The 21,199-nt window shown below is 23.4% G+C and carries 15 protein-coding genes and 2 pseudogenes; 5 read left to right on the top strand and 12 right to left on the bottom strand.

The genetic code is table 11. The features are described from left to right. Nucleotides 1-680: 680 nt before the first annotated feature. Together QIA00_RS04865 and QIA00_RS04860 are read right to left on the bottom strand one after the other, a co-directional pair. The gene (locus QIA00_RS04865) at nucleotides 681-830 is read right to left on the bottom strand and encodes a hypothetical protein (RefSeq protein WP_421114413.1); all 150 of its coding nucleotides are present in this window, start codon (nucleotides 828-830) and stop codon (nucleotides 681-683) included. A gap of 606 nt (nucleotides 831-1,436) precedes the next feature. Next, nucleotides 1,437-1,916 (bottom strand): annotated as a pseudogene (locus QIA00_RS04860) (class I SAM-dependent DNA methyltransferase); the annotation flags it as partial. Between the two features lie 7 nt (nucleotides 1,917-1,923). On the opposite strand from QIA00_RS04860, the pseudogene QIA00_RS04855 reads away from it, so the two are divergent. Continuing rightward, nucleotides 1,924-2,137, top strand: a pseudogene (locus tag QIA00_RS04855) (hypothetical protein); the annotation flags it as partial. A gap of 101 nt (nucleotides 2,138-2,238) precedes the next feature. Here QIA00_RS04855 and QIA00_RS04850 read toward each other — a convergent pair. The 3 genes from QIA00_RS04850 to QIA00_RS04840 form a co-directional block, all read right to left on the bottom strand. After that, a complete protein-coding gene (locus tag QIA00_RS04850) occupies nucleotides 2,239-2,562 on the bottom strand; it encodes a type ISP restriction/modification enzyme (RefSeq protein ID WP_421114425.1) in 324 nt (107 codons plus the stop codon). A 753-nt stretch (nucleotides 2,563-3,315) separates the two neighbouring features. Beyond that, nucleotides 3,316-3,531 (bottom strand): hypothetical protein, encoded by a 216-nt coding sequence (locus QIA00_RS04845; RefSeq protein ID WP_421114423.1) that lies wholly within the window; start codon nucleotides 3,529-3,531, stop codon nucleotides 3,316-3,318. 333 nt (nucleotides 3,532-3,864) lie between these two features. Continuing rightward, a complete protein-coding gene (locus QIA00_RS04840; protein ID WP_421114422.1) occupies nucleotides 3,865-4,230 on the bottom strand; it encodes a hypothetical protein in 366 nt (121 codons plus the stop codon). Between the two features lie 1,325 nt (nucleotides 4,231-5,555). Here QIA00_RS04840 and QIA00_RS04835 point away from each other — a divergent pair. After that, nucleotides 5,556-5,840 carry a hypothetical protein gene (locus tag QIA00_RS04835; RefSeq protein ID WP_417861719.1) on the top strand — a complete coding sequence of 95 codons (285 nt, stop codon included), beginning with the start codon at nucleotides 5,556-5,558 and terminating at the stop codon, nucleotides 5,838-5,840. Between the two features lie 9 nt (nucleotides 5,841-5,849). Here QIA00_RS04835 and bptA read toward each other — a convergent pair whose 3' ends face one another. The 6 genes from bptA to QIA00_RS04805 form a co-directional block, all read right to left on the bottom strand. Next, a complete protein-coding gene (gene bptA / locus QIA00_RS04830) occupies nucleotides 5,850-6,470 on the bottom strand; it encodes a virulence-associated protein BptA (RefSeq protein WP_421114421.1) in 621 nt (206 codons plus the stop codon). 12 nt (nucleotides 6,471-6,482) lie between these two features. After that, the gene (locus tag QIA00_RS04825; RefSeq protein WP_421114420.1) at nucleotides 6,483-6,992 is read right to left on the bottom strand and encodes a hypothetical protein; all 510 of its coding nucleotides are present in this window, start codon (nucleotides 6,990-6,992) and stop codon (nucleotides 6,483-6,485) included. A gap of 1,103 nt (nucleotides 6,993-8,095) precedes the next feature. Then, entirely contained in the window at nucleotides 8,096-8,677 is a 582-nt protein-coding gene (locus tag QIA00_RS04820) for a chromosome replication/partitioning protein (RefSeq protein WP_421114419.1), read from the bottom strand. A 16-nt stretch (nucleotides 8,678-8,693) separates the two neighbouring features. Next, nucleotides 8,694-9,452: a ParA family protein gene (locus tag QIA00_RS04815; protein WP_421114418.1), complete on the bottom strand. Its 759-nt coding sequence runs from the start codon at nucleotides 9,450-9,452 to the stop codon at nucleotides 8,694-8,696. Further along, nucleotides 9,428-9,991, bottom strand: coding sequence for a DUF226 domain-containing protein (locus QIA00_RS04810; RefSeq protein WP_421114417.1), 564 nt, complete (start codon nucleotides 9,989-9,991; stop codon nucleotides 9,428-9,430). Before QIA00_RS04810 ends, QIA00_RS04815 begins: the two co-directional genes overlap by 25 nt. A gap of 9 nt (nucleotides 9,992-10,000) precedes the next feature. Continuing rightward, nucleotides 10,001-11,074 carry a plasmid maintenance protein gene (locus QIA00_RS04805; RefSeq protein ID WP_421114416.1) on the bottom strand — a complete coding sequence of 358 codons (1,074 nt, stop codon included), beginning with the start codon at nucleotides 11,072-11,074 and terminating at the stop codon, nucleotides 10,001-10,003. A gap of 237 nt (nucleotides 11,075-11,311) precedes the next feature. On the opposite strand from QIA00_RS04805, the gene QIA00_RS04800 reads away from it, so the two are divergent. Beyond that, nucleotides 11,312-11,518 carry a helix-turn-helix domain-containing protein gene (locus QIA00_RS04800; protein ID WP_421114415.1) on the top strand — a complete coding sequence of 69 codons (207 nt, stop codon included), beginning with the start codon at nucleotides 11,312-11,314 and terminating at the stop codon, nucleotides 11,516-11,518. Between the two features lie 388 nt (nucleotides 11,519-11,906). Here QIA00_RS04800 and QIA00_RS04795 read toward each other — a convergent pair whose 3' ends face one another. Further along, nucleotides 11,907-12,473 (bottom strand): isochorismatase family protein, encoded by a 567-nt coding sequence (locus tag QIA00_RS04795; protein ID WP_421114424.1) that lies wholly within the window; start codon nucleotides 12,471-12,473, stop codon nucleotides 11,907-11,909. 3,464 nt (nucleotides 12,474-15,937) lie between these two features. Between QIA00_RS04795 and QIA00_RS04790 the strand changes: the two genes are divergently transcribed. Continuing rightward, on the top strand, nucleotides 15,938-19,762 hold the full coding sequence (locus tag QIA00_RS04790; RefSeq protein ID WP_421114414.1) for an Eco57I restriction-modification methylase domain-containing protein: 3,825 nt from the start codon (nucleotides 15,938-15,940) through the stop codon (nucleotides 19,760-19,762). A 607-nt stretch (nucleotides 19,763-20,369) separates the two neighbouring features. Further along, the gene (locus QIA00_RS04785) at nucleotides 20,370-20,519 is read left to right on the top strand and encodes a hypothetical protein (RefSeq protein ID WP_421114413.1); all 150 of its coding nucleotides are present in this window, start codon (nucleotides 20,370-20,372) and stop codon (nucleotides 20,517-20,519) included. Nucleotides 20,520-21,199: the final 680 nt, after the last annotated feature.

Below are 21,199 nucleotides of genomic sequence, written 5' to 3'. Positions count from 1 at the left end.
ATATTATTATTATTTTGTTCTTTGCTATTACCAGATAATTCAGATCTAAATTACAAGAAATTAATCTTGCCATTAATAATATATATTAAAAACAAATTTTACTATAAAAGTATTTTTTGCTTATTATTAAGCAAAAAATACTTGATAAGCTATGAACTACCATTTCATAATCAAAGATTATGAAATGGTAGTTCAATAAAACACACTTAGAATGTTTATATATTATTTAATGTTTTTTGAAACAATATTGTTATAAATTAGCTTTAAAAGTTATTTTATTTACCCTAGAAGTCTAAGGCTAAAATCTGCAAAATATCTGCTCTGCACCTTAAATCCTATATAGTACTGTGTTTCAACTTTCTCAATTTCATTAATATTTAAAACAAAAATAAAATTTTCCAATTTTTTGTATATTGCTTTCATATTAGAACTTAATTTTTAATTTTTTTTTGTAAATTTTCAGTTTTAATATTATTATCTTCTATACAAGAATCTATACCATCTTCTATGTCATTTTCCCTATTGCTTACTGGTACATCATTTTTTCAGTTGAACATACTAAAAATATTTTTAATAATATTATTCAACATTTCATCTGGACATGTTTTTAAAGCCAATTTTTGTTTTAAAAAATTCAAGAAAATCATCACTTGCACTTTTTATTTCCTTTTTTAAATAAGCTAAAAGCTTGTATGTATATTTTTTCCTAATGCAAAATATCTGACCTCTTCAACATTTAAAAAATTTTTAGAAAGCTTTTTAAGATATTCAAAATCCTTAGATGCTAATTTTTCTAAATTAACAACCATAAAGGGTTCATAATCTAACAAATTATCTTTATCTAAATCAGTATAAAATCTATATTCTATACCATCTGTTAATATGCCTAATTCAACTCTCTTTGCATTGAGAACGAATATTCTTTAAAATAAAGCTTTAATTGCTTTAAATGATTCTCAAACTTTTCCCTACTATTATGATATTTAGCCTCTATTAAACTCTATTAAAATAGTAAGTTCTTCATCCTTTTTTGTTGGATAAATAATATAATCAACTTTTTTTTAGTCCATTAAGTTTAGGAATATCTGCCTTATTTTCAACTTTAATAATTGAAATATCGGCGTGATCATAGCCTATCGCATCTAAAAATAGATCAATATAAGACTTTGTCTTGGTTTGTACTTCATTTTTAATAAGCTCCCTATGATTTTGAATTTTTATACTTATATCTTTTATTGATTTTATAAAATTTACATCTTTACTTTCATTTATTATAATTATATATTAACAATAAAATTAAAAAATAATTAATTTCTAAAAATAACTTTTCAAAATATTATCTATTTTAAAATCTTAAGTTACATCTCAATTCTTTTTTCTATCTAATTTTTTAGTTTAAAATCTTATTTTTTCATTTTTATATTAACTTATTTATGCTAAAAAACTTTATTATTTAGTAAATAATTCTCATATCCCTTTATTAAAGATAAAATATAGCCTTCTCCTTTCTTATTTTTTAATACCTTAAAATCACTCAGCAAAGTGATAAAATCTTCTTTGGTTAATGAATAAAGATTAGCTACAATAAAGTTATTTTCATTTTCTTTTTCTTTAAAAAATTCATCTTCTGCATTTAGATTTAATATTTTATTAACCTTTTCTTTATCAAACTCAAAATATTCTAAGTAAAGTAAATATTTAAAATTTTTAGGATCATTTTTCGCTATCAACAAAGATGTATTTTTTGCAAGATTTAAATATAAAGAATTACTTAAAATTTCTTTTTCTTAGGGTTGAGGCATTGAACATTGATATAAACATGATTTTTGAACATGCATATTAACAAATCTTCTAATCATAAAGTCGAATACAAATGAGTTAAAAATAGATATAATAAATAATTTTTTATAAAAAGCATAGCTTTTTAAATTTACAATATTTCAAATCAGTAATATTAAAGAATCTATATCGATTTTTAAAGCAAAATTAATGATTCAGAGTAGCAATAATTTTATTAAAGAAATATCTGGAGATGTAAAAGATAATAAAAATGACCGTTATAAGGGAATTAAATATAGACCAAATTAAAAAACTATCTCCTATTCAAGAGTCAATTATTAAATTTAAAGATAGAAAAGGAGATTTAGAAAGAATATTGACCGCAGACTATCAGTAACTAAATGGAACAATATTTTATAAATATGAATTATTAGAAATCAATAATATCTGTGCTAATAATTATAACATTCTCAAGATATTCAATCTCATTAATACCAAGCTCTCTCTGCCTTTTTTATATTTTAAGTAACTTTTAATAAAGTTACAACTTTCAATTACATATTCATAAACTTCAATAGAAATATTAGTAAATTTAGAAATTAAGTTATAATAAAGTTCTTTCATTTCTTTATCATATAGAATTTTCTCTATAATTTCATTTTGATTTTGACTTAGATCTATAACATGTTTTCCAATACTCTTATTAAATTCTAAATTATCTTTTAATAAATGCGTATTAATAAGATTTCTATCTAGATCACTAAGTTTTAAAAAAACTTCTATATCGTCTGCAAAAATAATTTTAGGAAACTGTGTTTTTTAAAATTCATAAAACTTAGTCCTACAAAAATTTGAGTATAATGCTGCATAGATATACACGAGCATTTCTTATGCTTTTAGTCCTTTATTGTATTTGGTATTAATAAATTACCCAAAAGTATACTTTTTATTTTTTGATCCTTCTTAAAATTTTTTCTTATTATGTCTTTTAATATGCCCCGATCTTCTTTAATATATAGATGAGAAAAGAAATAGTCTGATTTACACTTCTATTTGAAACCAAACGGGTTTCTGAAAGAATAGAAGAAATAAAAACATGCTTAAAGCTAACTGTTATTAAAAGTCTTATTTGTAATAAGCCCTATATTAATTTTCAATTTATAAAATATTTCTCATTATTTTATAAAAAAATAACGCCACAACGCCTTTATTTTCCAGAGTAATAAATAAATCTATTATCAAATGGTCTATAAAAAAAAGCTATTTCTTTAACATAGTTCTTATCAACTTTATTAGATTGTAAAAACTCTTGAACTTTTTTAAGCTTCTAGTCTCTACTGTTTTTTCCTAATTTATATTTACTGCTTGCATTCTGTTCTGATAAAGTTGCAAACTCTTTGATTTTTTAATAAGATTATCTTCTGTATAGTCAATTACTATTTTATCTCTTTCGGTTGAATGCTGCCGCTAAAATTCTCAAAAACATCTTTTAAAGAACTGCCTTTATTGTAAATATTTTCGTTTGAAAAATTTTTTTTAGTAAAAAAAATAATTAGGATATTTGTATTCAAGTTTTTCAAAATTAACAGTAAAGATATTGTTTTGTTCTAAAAAATCATATTTTTTCTCTCTTTTGCCTTTAATACTTTTGTAAAATACTTTAGCAAGTCTGTTCTTTTTTAATCCATATTTATATTTAGTAAAAATAGCAATGCAACCCCCAGTTTGAATATCAAATACATTCTCATCCATACTGTCATCGTCTGTTTTTTTCTCAAGTCTCCATGTAAATTTAATATATAAATTTCATCGAATGTTTTCAAAAGATGATATCTCGTGCCTTTAAAAGTGGCACTATCAAGATATCCATTATTGGTAATAATCCCAAGAAGTCCTTTTTCGGGTTCTTCAAATTTACTTTCTGCAAATCTAATAAACTTGGCGTAGTCATCATTAAATGGTTTTAGATTTTTTTAATTTATAGACTCATTTTCTATTTTTTTTATAATCATTAACTAAATTTAATATATATTCTATATTCATTATTATTTTTTGAATCTGAACTATAAGGAGGATTGCCAAGTATTACCAGTATTTGCTTTTCTTTGACTTTATTTGTAAGTTAATTTTCTTCACTAATTGCAGGGAAAATGCCTTAAAAGATTTTTGATCTAAAAGTTCTGTTTTATCAATAGTATTGGTTAAAAATATTTGCAACTTTGTGTTCTTATCATTATTAAAGCCAACACCACAAATTGCTTTTAAATATTGACTTGGCTTTAAATAACTAACCGCATAAAGAGCCATTAAGCATTCAAAACTATGAACATTTTTAAGTGTATGTACATTAATGCAATCTTCTTGTTTTCCAGTGTTTATTGGAATTTTGTTTAGTATAATTTTTATTACTTCAAGTAAAAATGTGCCAGTACCCGTTGTAAAGTCAAGCACTGAAACTTTATTCCTAATTTACAAAGCCATATACATAATTTAACTTAAATTCCTTTTTAAGTACTTTACGTACGCTTTTGAAAATAAAACTTACAGCCGAAAAAAGGGAAATGTAGCATACCCCTTTGGCCTTTCTTAATTTAGAATCGTGCTTGGCTAAAAAATCCTCATAAAAATAAAGTTGGGGATCTTTTAAATTTTCTTTATTCTTTGTAAAAGAAAATTCTTTAAAAATAAGTTTTATATCAATATTATTTATTACATTGATAGTTTCTTCTAAAATCTATCTTGGGCTATCGTATTCATTGTTTGTTTATTCAATATCATCAATTAGCTTTAAATATCTCTTATAAGTGAAAAATTAGAAGGTATAAACTTTTTAATATTATAAAAATCTATTTTTTTCATTATTTTTATTATTAAGTCTGGCAATAAAAAGGTCATAAGTAATAGTTTGGGGAATTGAGTCTGAAAATTCATTGGTAGAAAAATTATTATTATAAATATTTTTTAAATCACATTATAAGTGGCAACTAAAGTATTTGTCTTTTTGTATACTAAGAATGCTGACTATGCCTAAACAACTAGAAATACAAAAATTACAATAATTTTAACAAGTAAATAAACCTAAAAAACTATTTTTTTATAAAAAACATGCATTAAGAAAAATTTGGCTACGCCCAAATTGAAAGTTATTGTATAGATTTATTTTTTTAGCCCAAGCCCAATATTTATATTACAATTCTTAAATTAACCTTATTTTATTGTTAAAAACTCTTTTTAAAGAAATTGCAAAAATTTTGTTTTTTTATAAAAAAAATTCACAACCTCCTGTTCAAATTTAAATTCTTTAAAAATTTTTTCGCTACCTTCATTCATTTAATCTACTTGCCCCGATTGTTAACTTCTACTAAAAAGTCTAATTAATCTTATTTTCAATGATAAAATCCTCTTCTAATATCCCTAGCCAATGAAATTTTTTAATACGCAAATATCTTGCCGTTACCAATTATATTATCCACATCATTGTCTCAAATTTAAATTTATTTGTTTATAATTATTAGCAAAACATCTGACAAATAAAATAAAGCAAGCCTTTATTTATGCAAACATTACCAAATAGTGGTCTAAAGACTCTAAATTAGCATTTTAATTAGGCACCATTAACAATACGACGCCTAATTAAAATGCCCAACTTCTCCAAAATGGAGAGAACGGAGAAGCTGTAAAAAGCATAATATTTACACAGTACAATATACACCATATAAATATATATGTCTTATTTTGAAGTTTTTTTATTAATGAATTAAATATATATTTATTTTATGAGAATGATAGAAGGATATTTATTTTACAAAGTTTCTGAAGCTCAAGAAATCCTTAAAAACAAATTTGACTATAAAATCACAAAAAGCCATTTAAGATATAAACTAGAGGTTTTTGAATGTTATATTAAAATAGGGAATATAATGATGATTCCAGAAGATTTCTTGAAATATTTAACACTTAGCTTGGTTTTGTTTAAGAAAAACGAAAAATATAAAATAGAAATAAAAAAAGAAATTAAAGAAAAAATGCCTAAGTTTAGAGAAATAATAAAAAAAGAATAAAAATTTAAATTAAAGCTTGTATTTGGGTAAAAAATTTTCTATATCTATTTTATATTCTCTGTCTTCATTAGAAATTAGAACAATCTTTAATCGTTTTAATTTTTTGATCTTCTTAAAAAACCTTTTAGAAAAAGTAACACGCAAGGTATTTTTTATTACAAAAGGGAATTTTAAATGAAAAAATTTTTCATTTACATTAGGATCACCAATGTTATAATCTTTTAATTGCTGCCATTTTTCACTTGGCAAATTATTTTCATACTTTGAAACCTTAGCATCTTCAAATCCTTCAAAAATTACACTTTTAAAACCCAAAATTTTATTGTCATGCACTTTAAAATCAAACTTATAAACGGTAGATAGCGCTCTATAAGCATCTGCACGATACCCAGTAGCTTTAATTATCTCTTTATGCTCAAGCTCAGGAATTATAAGTTGCGATTTTATAAAAACCAATTCTTTCAAATTGCTATCTTTAAAAGGATATGTATAAGTTTCATCGATAAAAACATTATCTTCAAACTTTTCAACAATTTTATTATAAATAACATTGTTTTCTTTTTGTTTGTAAAAAAAGAAAACTAAAAAAATACAAATTGACAATAGCCCAAAAAATAATTTTTTACCCATTAATAATATGTCCTACTTATGAAAAATCATATCAAATGCACTATAAAAATGCATACTATTTTCCCTGCTTACTTTGAAAGAATATTTCTTTTTCTCATTATTTATCTCATCAAAACCCTCAACATATACATCAATTCCATTTTCTTCTGCTAACTTTCTTATTTTATTCATTTTTTTACTATATTCAAAAAACCTAATCTCAAAATTAAAATAATTCACCCCATCAATAAAGCGAGAGCGGACATTGATTGGATTATCTATCACAGTAACCCCATTAATATAAACCTTTTTAAATACAATCTCTGTGCTATTTATAATTTGTATCTTCAAATCTAAATCTATGTATCCTTCATGATGGTGTATTAAAGCAAAAGATCCAAATTGGGTTTTTAATTTAAGAATTAAGCCGAAATTATATCTATTACTATCATTTAAAATAACAACTTCTTCAGATACTTCGCTAGAAAAAATAAAACTGTGGGGGATTAATAAAAAGAAAATTAATAATATTATTACTTTCATACCTTTTATTATTATAATATTCTAAATAAAAAATAAATAGGAAAAAATTTTAATTTCTCTTTTTTATATTTTTATATATTGAAAAACTTGTTTTTATTAAGCCTTCTAATAGCGATTCTTCTATAATTTTATTATTATCAATATAAAATCACATAGGGCTTAACCATAAATACCCTTAAAGCAAGAATACTTATCTTAAGCCCTATAGAATAGACATCGACCAAAGTCAAGGATGCTTATAGTTAATAGCACCACTTACAACAAATATTATACGCCATATATAGTGTTAAAATCAATATATTATTTAAGAAAAAAATACGTACTTATTTTTATTGGTAAAATATTTTTTACAAACTTTACTTTACCAATCGATTGTTTTTTAGTATTTTATAATCAAAATAACTATTTTACAAAAATAAAGGAATTTACTGTTTTTTTATCAAACCACTTATTTAAATGCCATATTCCCCAAACCTTATGGTTTTACATTTTTATCACAAAATTATATACATTAAAGTTTTAATGAAAACTAACAAAAAACAAAATAAGTCTATTAATAGATAAAGATTTATATTAAAAGTTGACAAGTCATATGAGAAAATTTCAAATCAAAGAAAATTCTTTTTGCATAAATTGTTTTATTATTTTGTGGCTAATTATAAAAACATAAAACTAGAAAACCTATTAATTAAAGGTATGTAAAAAGGAATATTTGAGAATAATATTAATGATTTAGAATGGTATTAGTTTGAAAAAAATTATCATATAAATCGGGGCAGCATTCATCTTAGTGGTATAAAGTATGTATATATATCATCAAGCAAGCTGTATATCAACTGTGGTATTAAAAATAAAATTCTAAAATTAAATGATACCAAGTGAATTTGCATTAGTTGTAACGCTTTATATGATAGAGATATAAATACACGTCTAAATCTTGGTTTTTATTATTATAAATAATAAAAACCAAGCTGGTTCCCTCCTTAAGTAAGGCCCCCCTAGTATGCCCTAATGGATACTTGTTATTATAGACCCAAGAAACTATCCTGTGGGATGAAACAAGAAATTTTTTTTCTTATAATCTTTAATTTAATAATAGTGATTTACCTATATTTTTTATATTCCTTATATTCTTTCATAATTTCATTAAGTAATTCTTCTTTATCTTTAAGTAATTTTTCTAACAAAAAACTAGCAAATCTTGCTTTTGATTTGTAATATATGTATGCATTTTCCGTTTTAAGCTGGAATCTTAATGGCCTAATAAAATTTCGATGGGATTTTTTAATCTTTAAACCTTCTTTATCCTTTAAAAAGAATAAGGAATTTTGTATGCCGTTTTCGATTATATATTCTTCCTGAACCAGTCCTTCTTCTATTGCATTTGCTATCCTTAAATATTCATAAGCCTGACTTTTTGCGATTTTATAACTTCTAGTAAACATTTCAAAGTTTTGATAGCCATCTAATTTATAATATTCTTTATCTTTAATCTCTTTTAAAATCTTCATTGTTTCTATTTTATTATGAATTTCTTTTTGGAAGTTAATTATTAGCCTTTCTTTTAAAAAAAGAAATCGTTCCATTTTATCTTCATTACAATTAATTTCAATTTTATTTTGATTTTTGTCAGTATTAATGCGATCCTTTATTTTTATATTCATATGCTTTAATTTTACACTCATCTTATCTCCTTATTTATTATGAAGTTAAAAATTTTTCCGATAACTGGAAAAATTTTTCAAGTGTAATTTCATATTCTTTTATATAATCTTTATTTAAATCAAAATTATCATTCTCCGCTATCCTTTTATTCAGGTCTTCGCGTTCATGAATAAGCCCTAAAAAATTATCATCTTTACTTATTAATTCCAATAAGTGTTTATAAGTATTGTTTTTTTTAAAATTAGTTACTATTGTAAAAATGGGTATTTTCAATTTTAATCTTTTTAAAGCAAATTCTAGTAACTGTAAGCTTTCGATTGACCATTTTTGAGCTGTCATTGGAATTATTATATAATTACTTACAACCAGTACATTTGTTAAAATAATTCCTAAACTAGGACTGGTGTCTATTATTATATAATCGTATTTATGTTTTAATAATTTTAAATTGTCTTTTAACCTTGTTTCTTTGAATGGAATGTTATCATCATAAAAGAGGTATAAATATATATAGCTGGGCAATATGCATAAATTGTTGTTTAATCTAAAAGTGGAAGAATCTATACTTTTTTTATCTGTTAATACTTCATAAATATTTTGTTTTGAAACATCTATTCCCTGTTCTTCTAAGAGATCTGAAAAATAGCTGGTGGTTGATGCTTGTGGATCTGCATCAATTATTAGAACCTTGTATTTTTTAGATAAGAGTGTTGAAAAGATAATAGCGCTTGTGCTTTTACCGACACCACCTTTAATTGACCCAATGGCGATTATTTTAGTGTTTTCTCTATCCATTTATTTATAATTCCTCCATTTGGTAATTCTTCACAATAAAATTCATACACCTCTTTTTCTAATCTGCTTAACATATCAATAAACACTTGAAAATATTTTTTATTAATTCTTTCTTTTTTGATTAGTCTAGCAAGACTTCTTAAATAACAAAGAACACTGCCTTTTTTAAATTTAAACTCTATATAATATACTTTGGAGAATGTATATGACTTTACCGCCCCATTAACTTTGTATCTTGTAATAATGTTTTTTATAGGTTTTCTGTATCCATAAAAAATTCCTATAAATTTGTCATTTTCTCTTGCAGAGAATAAATTGAGTCCTTCTAATTTTTCCTGGTTAAATAATTCTCTAAAAAGAATTAGAAATTTGTTTTTTTTATATCTATTTATTTCAAATTTATATAAATCCATTAGCATTTTAGTATGATATATTGTTCTTTCATTAAGAATTTCTTTTTTTATGAAAATTTCTGGCTTTCTGCTTTTTTTTATTATTTCTTTTTTCTTTTTTTTAAGTTTTTCTATTACACTTTGCATTTTAAACTCTTAATTTACATAACTATTTTTATTATTGTTTTTTGGTTCTATTAGATTGATGATTTCGTTATAGTATTGATTATTGAATACTTTTTTATATTCAAGCTTTTTTTGTTTGCTTAAATATTTTTTGATTTCAGACTTTAAATCTATTTTGTTTATTTTACAATATAGTTGATCTAAAAGAATATTATATATATTTATTTTCATGTTGTCTTTGTGTTTTTGGGCATCAAATTTCCTAATGTCATTTTTTATCTTATTAATGATTTGATTGAGGTCTTTGTATTTATTGCTTTCTAATATAAAATGGGGTTTATTTTTATATTTTTGATATGTGTTTCGTATTTGTATTTTTAATTTTTCCTTGTCGTATCCCTCTTTTATTAAATTTTTTTGTGTTTTTCTTAGCATTAAGATTAACTCTTTTCTTTTATTTTGTAATGTTTTTTGTAAGTATCCTCTGTTTTCTTTTTTAAAGCAGTATTTTTCCCTGCTTAGAAGTTTAAAAAGTTTTATAGTTATTTCTTTTCTTAAATCAAGATTAAGAATGAAAGAGGAAATTTCATTTCCAAAATTGCATTTTTTTGCATATTTTTTTAGTTTAAATTTGTTGATTTGTGTTTTCCTTTTATTTTCTCTCTTTTCTTTATTATGTTTATTATTAACACACTCCCCATCTTTTACATTGCCCTTTTTATTATAATTTATTTTAATATATGAATTAACGCGCTTTTGGAATCTTTCTGCTTTTTTATTTCTAAAGCATTGGTTAAGCAGATTATAGCAGTCTTTTTTAGGGCGTCTAAGAGCATAGTAGATTTCGGTGCCCATATTAATACCCAGATGTCTATAGTAGTTAATAGTAATATTAAGCTTTTCTAGTTTGTATAGATAATTTCGAAGCGTTTTGATTGAAACCTCTTTTTGTCCATTGCGCTTTAAGTTGTTATTAAAATAATAAAGAATATCAGATTGATTGTATTTTTTTTTGTTTTTATTAATATACTCAAGTGTTGCAATTAAAGTAATGAGCTTGTGTTGATATTTGCTTTGTATATGTAGGGATTTATTAACCTTCACTTATTCCTCCTCAACTTCGGCTGGTTTTTATGTACTCTTATATAATAAAGCAATTTTTCAGATAAGTAAAGTTTAGCACTAAAAATTAGAATAAAAATTTTTATATTTTGAAATGTTGTAGGCAGTTTTTATCAAAGAATTACAAATTCATTTCCACCCATGATTTTTATGAAATCATGGGTGGAGCATTTTTGCAGAGTATATTTAAATATAATTTAATAATTTTTTAAAAAATAAGTGTTAATAGAGCTTATAAATATAGAGCGTATAAATATAGAATATATACCAACACCAATAAAAAAATATTTTTTGAAATTATTCAGATGTCTAAGATGTTTGTATAACAAAATGTTAATTAATAGGAGAGATTATTATGAAGAAAACAAGAAAAGTCTTGGCACTAATCTAAGTAAGTATAAAAATAAATTTCCATCTTTAAAGTAAGCTTATAGTTTGGCTTTTTGTAATATTTAACTTGATTTAAACTCTATATATAGAAACTATTCAAAAAATTAAAAAGTGAATAGAACACAAGGATTGCCCAAATATAAGAGCAAGTAAAATGGGCAAACTTTTAAAATTAATAATTTTAAAAAACTCAGTAATAATAGAAAACTTGCCAATTAAATGCATTTTAAAAAGAAATATTTGGGAAAAGTATTAATAATTTAGTAGCATTAGTTTGTAAGACAATTATTGTATAGATTAGAGCGGTATGTATCCTGTTTTAATAAAGTAGATAGGTGTTTTCCATTAATTAAACTATGTAATAATTGTGATATTTAAAATACAGCCCCAAAATTAAGTGATACTAGGCTAACTTGCAACAGTTTTAAATCTGGCTATCTAAGATGTCTTTGGAAAAACAAGTTAATACATTAAGCTTTTTAAGCTTTTGAATTATTAATTCAGGAGCGGATGTTATGCTTCTTGTAGCATCTATTATGAGATAAACCCGAAAGCCCAAGGTAATTGCATCAAGTATTGTTTCTTTTACACAAAAATCTAATGCCAATCCTGCTATAAATAATGTATTGATTGAATTGTTTTTTAGATAAAGCTGAAGGCCCGTTTGTTTTTTTTTGATGCAATCATCGTAGAATCCACTATAACTATCGTAATATTGATTTTTACCTTTTAAAAAAACCTTTTCTATTCTTTTTGTATTTAGAGTGTCGGGAAATTCTGATCCCCAGGTATTCTTGACACAGTGCTCAGGCCAAATGCCGCCGTTTTTATTGCTCGAAAAGCTTATGTGATTTTTACAATGCCAATCTTTGGTGGCAACAATGTTTTTAAAATAATTTTGAATTTGGTTGATCAAAGGTATTATTTCATTGCTATTAGATACTGGTAAAGCACCCGATTCTAAAAAATCATTTTGTATGTCTATTAAAATAAGTGCACTATTTTCTTTTATTTTAAAAATAAAATACTCCTTAGGAAATATTTAAAGCAGAAACATAATTTTTCTATGTTAGACGATATTCTTCGATACAATTTCCATTAATTATTTATTTAGAATTAAGACATCGATTAATTTTATCTTAAAATCATCCAAATTAAAACAAGTATTTCAGCAATTAGGTTTTATTTTATAAACATCTTTCTTAAATATAAGAAAGATGTTTATAATCACATTAAATAGCGTTGGCAGGTTAAAATATTTTATATATACTTTTTGTTTTAGTGAAATTAATTTGATCCATGTTTAATGGAGAGGGTTTGGATATTAATAAATAAATTTTTCTTAAGAATGAATATATTCTTTACTAATTTTATATAAGATAGAAAGAACCAATAATCATAGAAATACATATTAATCAACTATAATCAGAGTATTCTGTCTTAAATGATGATGGTTTAAAAGAAAATAACAAGCAATTACAGAAAGATAATCCTTAAATACAATTAGACAATCCTCAACCGCAAATAAACAGCAATCAATTGTTAAAAATCACAATATGTACCAATATGATAGTGTTACTAGGTTTTAAAAGGTTTTAAAATCCTTTATAATTGCAAAAAATTTAATTTTTTGATTTAAAAGTTTATAAAGAAAACTTTGAGGACGCTATTATTATTAAGCTTATTAAAAAAATAGGCTTTAAGCGCATATAATTATATTAAAACAGTAATATATACATTTTTGATATGTATCTATAGTATCCTTTGAAGTACTTCTATAAATCTCTGAAAAATATTTTAGTAAATGAGCATTAATAATGCCGAATCCCAGTCTACTTAATTTTTCAAATATTTCTATACTGCCTATAAAAATAATCTTAAAATAGTCTATTTAAAAAAATTCATAAAACCTGGTTCTATAAATATTTAAATAAAGAACTGCATATATAACCAAATATTTCTTTTGTGGTAAAAAATTTACTGTATTTAACATTAATAAAATCTCTAAATTTACCTTTGAAGTTTTTTGGAGCTCTTCAAACATTCTGATGTCTTTTTTTATATAAAGAAGGAAAAATATAAGATAGTTTGCTAGTTATGTTTGAAATTAATCCTTTTTTCTATACTTTTAGAAGCAATTAAAACATAAACATGTTTAAAACTATTTTTATTGAAACTGGTAATAAAAATATGATAGTTAAGATACTATAAATATAGTATTTAAATGTTTAATTTTTCTAAATGTTTGTACCTCTCATAATATCTGATAAGCGACATAGTACATATATAATTTCAAATATGCTAATAGATGTATTTTATCATTTGGTATAAAAAAATTATAATTAAAAACGATACTAAATATATTAATAATAAAATTTAAATTTTTATATCAATATATGAATTATTGTACATTTCCAACATATCTACTTAAAATAGTGCTAGTGCTTATTATCGTTTTTACAAACGATATAAAAGCAAGAATGTTTACATCTAAGCTTGAATTTTTTGGTTAGTTTGGTAAAACTAATATCTGTTGTCCCGATGTTAATATCGGAGGACATTCCATATATACCACGAAATGCAAAGAAGTGTGAATTAAGAAGCTTGAAAAATAATAAAATAAGAAATCGTTAGTAAAAAAATTGATCTAAGTAAGCAATTTATTCTGTCAAAAACATCTAAAATTATCCTCGATGGAAATTTTAAAATAATAATTGCTACTATATGGCAAATTTTTATTATCGCAATGTCTTTTAGTGATAAGCTTTTGTTTATTTAAAGTAATAGTTAGTAACGCGTGGGGTAACGTTCTTGCAAGTTCTAACAACAACAATCAAAACAAAATATCTTTTCATTTTTATCTTCTAGATTTAAAATTTTTTATTTCAGAAAATAAAATCAATGTTGTAAGTTACTTAATAAGTAAAAATTACTTTTATAGCACTTTTTTATTTATAAATTTATTAAATTTGGGGATAGAATCTATGGTTAGAATACAATCAGTTTATAAAAGTGGTCGCTTTAATTTTTACTTTTTATATATTTATCTTAATATGAACCATACTTTAATTATATGTTATATAAGTGTTTTATTGAATCTTGATGAAAAGGAATAAATTTTATTTTATATTTAGTTTAAAAGGGGAATAAAATTTCGCCATATTGAAAAATATCTAATTTTTATTCTTTATTCTATTATTAAATCTTATGAACTACAATTTGTTTAATAAAAATAAAAATTCAGATCGGATAAACAATATTATTGGTAGTCTTGACAGTAATTAAATAAAAGCGCGCACATTCTTCAAGAACTTGGTTTAAAATAAACAGTATTCAAAAGATTTTGAGCAATTAGGAAAAAGTGTTTTATTAGAAGATTTAAAGAAACATAACCAAGATTTAAAGAAACATAACCAAGAGCCCAAATTGCGCAAAATAAGCTTAATCAAAGACTTAGCTAGGATTATTATGATAGCAAAATAGAAAATTTATTTGTGCAACTTGTAAATGACAAAGTGCAAAAATTCCTTCAATAATTACATTTCATTCTAAAATCTATTAATGATTGCATACTTATAAGTTTTCCATTATTAAATTTTAAAGCTCCCTTAATTTAAGTCAAAAACAAGAACGAGCATTTAAATATATAAAGAATTAATTATGCATTAATTCTTTATTATTACAGCAATGGTCTTGATTATACATAAGGTTTTTAAAAAGTGCAATGTTCGAATTAATAACTTAAATTAATTGTTTTATCTGTTTTCCGAGAAGGGTAAATATGATCGATGCCAATATTTTTATTTCTTAATGTTAAAGTATCTCAGACCAAGTCTTAAATTCCCAGTAGTAAAATTCAAAATAATTTATTTTAGATAAATTTTGTTTAAAAATTAAAATATAGTTCAATTGATATTGAGCCATATGTTTTTTATCTTTATAAGAACAAATAATAAAGAGCCCATATTTAAAGAATATATAGATAATCTTAAAAAATTTTAAAAAGATATAAATATTTCTTTTAGAACTTTAAACAAAATTTTCATATCTTTATAGGGAAAAAAATATATTATTGATTTTTATTTCTTTTGTTAATAGTAATTTATATTAAAATAAATTAATAATTCTAATTGTATTTATGAATTTCTAAATAACAGCTTGCTTTATATGTGACCATCTAGATCTAATTTTTGAATGAATATTTAATACAATTAGACTTATATAAAATTGATTGCGCTGGGGAATGTAGATAAAAAGTCAGAAATAAGTTTAAATAGTCTTGTTTTAGATATTATAAAGTTGATACTGATAAATAAATAGCAAAACAAGTGTTAGTCGATTTGTCTAAAAAAATAAGTTTTTAATTAAAAACCTATTTTTTAGAACATATTGTGGGTATAATAATAACTGAAAAAGATTTGTAAATAACTTAAATGGTATTTTAAAGCATAGATAATGAAAACTAATGACATCGTAATAAAAACAAATAATCCCAATATATCTCTTTATAAACAATTATCAAAAGACTTTATAAAAAAGGAAAATATTAATAAGCCAAAAGACTTTTTTATTCTTATAAAAAACAAACTTTCTTCAATAGATGATAATTCAACAGAAGCAAATATAGAGTCTTTGCTAAAGTCTATATTTGAAGAACTAAATTATTCAGTAGAACAACAAAAAGCTGGGCAAATAGAAGGAGTAGAGTCCAGAATAGATATGTTGCTTTTTGAAAACGATAAAGACAAAGCAGCTTTTAATAATAAATTAAAAGAAGCTAAAAAAAATAATAAGCCTATTCCTGTCGAAGATATCTTGCTTATAGCAGAAGTTAAGCGCCCAGCATTTAGTTTTGATGCTAAGGATAAAGTAAAAGAAGCAGAAGATCAGCTATATAGATATCTAAATCAATATCAAAAACATTATGGGATACTTTCAAATGGAAAGGTGTGGAGATTGTATGACAAATCGCAAGTACTTTATGGAGAAAAAAGATATATTGAGTTCAATTTTTCTAAAATTGAAGAAAAAGAAGAATATAAAGAACAAGAATGGTTTGTTTTATTCACCTACCTTATAAGAAAAGAAAGATATCTAAAGACAAACAAGATAATAGAAGTTGAAAAAGAACAAATAGCTAAAGAAAAAGAGATAATTCAAAAAACCTTGAGAGAAATACTTTATGAGAAACCCGATGACTCTATAGTATTCAAAATTGCAAAAAGCATATATGACAAAGAATTTAAAGCATCAAGCAAAGAAATTACTAGGCATATTTTAGCCAGCATACTTGAAGAATCAATTATTTTTATTTTAAGAATATTTTTTGTTGCATATATTGAAGATAACGAAATTTTTAAGAAAATATTAGAAGAAAACAAGCTATACAGATCTTCTATATCTTTTAGATATTTTTTTTATGATGAAAATATAAAAAATAAATTAGGATATAAGAAAATAATAACAATTTTTAATTTACTTGATAAAGGAAGCAATGCAATAAAGTTTCCTATATTTAATGGAGGATTATTTGCAGAAGATAAGGTTAAATATTTAAATAATGAAAGTTTACTAAGCATTAGTGAACTTGAAGAAATATTAGTTAAAATACTTTTCTTTGAAGAAAAAAATATTAAAGATAAAAAATTTGTAGAGTATTCAAAGTTAGATCCTAAAAGTTTTGGAGAATTATATGAAACCCTACTTGAATATGACCTAAGAATTGCAGATACTACTGTTCATCGTATTATTGAAGACGGGGTTTATCTCATTCGTACTGAAGAGGAGCTTAAAAACAAGAAAATCAACAAGATTGCTACATACTATAAAGGCAATATCTATCTTACATCTAGATCGCTTGATAGAAAGAAAAGTGGAGCATATTACACCCCAGATGACTTAACTGATTTTATGGTTACATCTTCAATTGAAGAACAGCTTAAAACTAAGTCCCCCCTAGATATAAAAATAATTGATAATTCTTGTGGATCGGGGCATTTTTTAATTTCTTGTCTAGATTACTTAACAGAAAAGGTATGGTACGAGCTAGATAAATTTGAAGATGTAAAAAAAGAGCTTGATAAAGAATATAGAGCTATTCTTAAAGAAAGTGAAGAATATGATGTTCAAGATAGTATAAGTAAAGAATTAGTACTTAAAAGGATGTTATTAAAAAAATGCATTTATGGTGTTGATATTAATCCCATTTCAGTTGAAATTACTATGCTAAGTTTATGGATTAATACCTTTATTTTTGGAACACCATTAAGTTTTATTGAGCATCATATAAAAGTAGGAAATGCCCTGCTGGGATATACTAAAGATGAATTTTTTAATATTACAAAAAAGAAATTTGAAAGTGGATTTTCTCTATTTAAAAAAAGAGTTAAAGAAATTACAACTATTTTAGAAGATATCTATCAAAAAATTAAAAGCATTAATGATACTACTAAAGAAGATGTAGAAAAATCTAAAAAGATATACAAAGAATATGAGGAAAGTAAAGATATAGATAATTTAAGAATAATATTTTCTTTAATTAAACTTTATTCATTGTCTTTTGATAAATCTTTGAATATAGAATTTAGTGATATTACAGCTGTAATTAATTTAATTGAAAATATTTTATGCAATAAAATTTCTAGTGAAGATAAAGAAAAAATAGAAAAAATTAAAAAATTAAGTAGCTACTATAAATTTTTCCATTATGGAATGGAGTTTCCAGATATTCAAGAAGGATTTGATATTGTAATTGGAAATCCTCCATGGGAGAAAACTAAGTTTGATGAAGCAGAGTTTTTCTCAAAACATATTCCTGGCTACAGAAAATTAAGCATAAAAGAACAAAATAAAATAAAGCAAGAAATGCTTAGTAAAGATAATCATCCTTTGAATATTGAATACAATGAAGAAAAACATAGTATAATTGCCATTAATAATATTTATAAATTTGATTTTAAAAGCTTTAATAGCGGTGGAGATCCAAATCTTTTTAGATACTTTGTTACATTTAATTTAAAATTAATAAAACCAGGGGGCAATTTAACCTATCTAACTCCTTCTAGTCTTTGGAGTGAATCCAGTTCCAGAGCATTAAGAAAGCATATGTTTGTTAAATATAAGCTTAACTATATTTATCAATTTCAAAATCAAAAAAGATTTAAAGATGTGGATTCTCGTTTTAAATTTGCAATATTTCAACTTAGCAATATTAAAGAACCTACATCAAGCTTTAAAACAAAATTTATGATTCAACGTGATAATAATATTATTAAAGAAATAACTGATGATTTAAAAGATAATAAAGATGACCCTTATAAAGGAATTGAATTAAATATAAAGCAAATTAAAAAACTATCTCCTATTCAAGAGTCAATAATAGAGTCTAAAAATAATAAAGAATTTACTCTTATTAACAAAATGTTTGTTAAATTTGGTATTCTTAATCAAGAATATATTGATTTTAAAAGGGGGTTAAACTCAAGTATTAAGAATCGCAAATCTTTATTAAAAGAATATAATAATGAAAACTTTATATTCCTTTATTCTGGAGCTAATATCCATCAATTTAATTCAAGATTTTTTGAAGATAAGGATGCAAAAGAAAAATCTAAGCTTTTTTGGATATGTAAGGAAGATTTAGAAAAAGTATTAACCAAAGACGAACAGTGTCAAGCCGAAAGAGTATTATATAGAGATATTGCAAGTAATACAAATGAAAGAACAATGATCAGTGCGCTTTCTCCTAAAAATTGTTATTGTGTGGATACAATGTATATAAATAATGAGAAAACACCAATATCCATTTATAAAAAATTATTTATTATATCTATTTTTAACTCATTTGTATTCGACTTTATGATTAGAAGATTTGTTAATATGCATGTTCAAAAATCATGTTTATATCAATGTTCAATGCCTCAACCCGAAGAAAAAGAAATTTTAAGTAATTCTTTATATTTAAATCTTGCAAAAAATACATCTTTGTTGATAGCGAAAAATGATCCTAAAAATTTTAAATATTTACTTTACTTAGAATATTTTGAGTTTGATAAAGAAAAGGTTAATAAAATATTAAATCTAAATGCGGAAGATGAATTTTTTAAAGAAAAAGAAAATGAAAATAACTTTATTGTAGCTAATCTTTATTCATTAACCAAAGAAGATTTTATCACTTTGCTGAGTGATTTTAAGGTGTTAAAAAATAAGAAAGGAGAAGGCTATATTTTATCTTTAATAAAGGGATATGAGAATTATTTACTAAATAATAAAGTTTTTTAGCATAAATAAGTTAATATAAAAATGAAAAAATAAGATTTTAAACTAAAAAATTAGATAGAAAAAAGAATTGAGATGTAACTTAAGATTTTAAAATAGATAATATTTTGAAAAGTTATTTTTAGAAATTAATTATTTTTTAATTTTATTGTTAATATATAATTATAATAAATGAAAGTAAAGATGTAAATTTTATAAAATCAATAAAAGATATAAGTATAAAAATTCAAAATCATAGGGAGCTTATTAAAAATGAAGTACAAACCAAGACAAAGTCTTATATTGATCTATTTTTAGATGCGATAGGCTATGATCACGCCGATATTTCAATTATTAAAGTTGAAAATAAGGCAGATATTCCTAAACTTAATGGACTAAAAAAAAAGTTGATTATATTATTTATCCAACAAAAAAGGATGAAGAACTTACTATTTTAATAGAGTTTAATAGAGGCTAAATATCATAATAGTAGGGAAAAGTTTGAGAATCATTTAAAGCAATTAAAGCTTTATTTTAAAGAATATTCGTTCTCAATGCAAAGAGAGTTGAATTAGGCATATTAACAGATGGTATAGAATATAGATTTTATACTGATTTAGATAAAGATAATTTGTTAGATTATGAACCCTTTATGGTTGTTAATTTAGAAAAATTAGCATCTAAGGATTTTGAATATCTTAAAAAGCTTTCTAAAAATTTTTTAAATGTTGAAGAGGTCAGATATTTTGCATTAGGAAAAAATATACATACAAGCTTTTAGCTTATTTAAAAAAGGAAATAAAAAGTGCAAGTGATGATTTTCTTGAATTTTTTAAAACAAAAATTGGCTTTAAAAACATGTCCAGATGAAATGTTGAATAATATTATTAAAAATATTTTTAGTATGTTCAACTGAAAAAATGATGTACCAGTAAGCAATAGGGAAAATGACATAGAAGATGGTATAGATTCTTGTATAGAAGATAATAATATTAAAACTGAAAATTTACAAAAAAAAATTAAAAATTAAGTTCTAATATGAAAGCAATATACAAAAAATTGGAAAATTTTATTTTTGTTTTAAATATTAATGAAATTGAGAAAGTTGAAACACAGTACTATATAGGATTTAAGGTGCAGAGCAGATATTTTGCAGATTTTAGCCTTAGACTTCTAGGGTAAATAAAATAACTTTTAAAGCTAATTTATAACAATATTGTTTCAAAAAACATTAAATAATATATAAACATTCTAAGTGTGTTTTATTGAACTACCATTTCATAATCTTTGATTATGAAATGGTAGTTCATAGCTTATCAAGTATTTTTTGCTTAATAATAAGCAAAAAATACTTTTATAGTAAAATTTGTTTTTAATATATATTATTAATGGCAAGATTAATTTCTTGTAATTTAGATCTGAATTATCTGGTAATAGCAAAGAACAAAATAATAATAATAT

The sequence above is a fragment of the Borreliella americana genome (assembly GCF_032595795.2).
Classification (GTDB): Bacteria; Spirochaetota; Spirochaetia; order Borreliales; family Borreliaceae; genus Borreliella; species Borreliella americana.
The sequence above is the reverse complement of the archived record's forward strand: the minus strand, read 5'-3'. Positions and strand labels throughout refer to the sequence as shown.

Coding starts and splice junctions, on each gene's coding strand:
- QIA00_RS04845 (WP_421114423.1), bottom strand. CDS start 3,531: ATGGATGAGAATGTATTTGATATTCAAACTGGGGGTTGCATTGCTATT.
- QIA00_RS04835 (WP_417861719.1), top strand. CDS start 5,556: ATGAGAATGATAGAAGGATATTTATTTTACAAAGTTTCTGAAGCTCAA.
- QIA00_RS04790 (WP_421114414.1), top strand. CDS start 15,938: ATGAAAACTAATGACATCGTAATAAAAACAAATAATCCCAATATATCT.
- bptA (WP_421114421.1), bottom strand. CDS start 6,470: ATGGGTAAAAAATTATTTTTTGGGCTATTGTCAATTTGTATTTTTTTA.
- QIA00_RS04820 (WP_421114419.1), bottom strand. CDS start 8,677: ATGAGTGTAAAATTAAAGCATATGAATATAAAAATAAAGGATCGCATT.
- QIA00_RS04815 (WP_421114418.1), bottom strand. CDS start 9,452: ATGGATAGAGAAAACACTAAAATAATCGCCATTGGGTCAATTAAAGGT.
- QIA00_RS04810 (WP_421114417.1), bottom strand. CDS start 9,991: ATGCAAAGTGTAATAGAAAAACTTAAAAAAAAGAAAAAAGAAATAATA.
- QIA00_RS04825 (WP_421114420.1), bottom strand. CDS start 6,992: ATGAAAGTAATAATATTATTAATTTTCTTTTTATTAATCCCCCACAGT.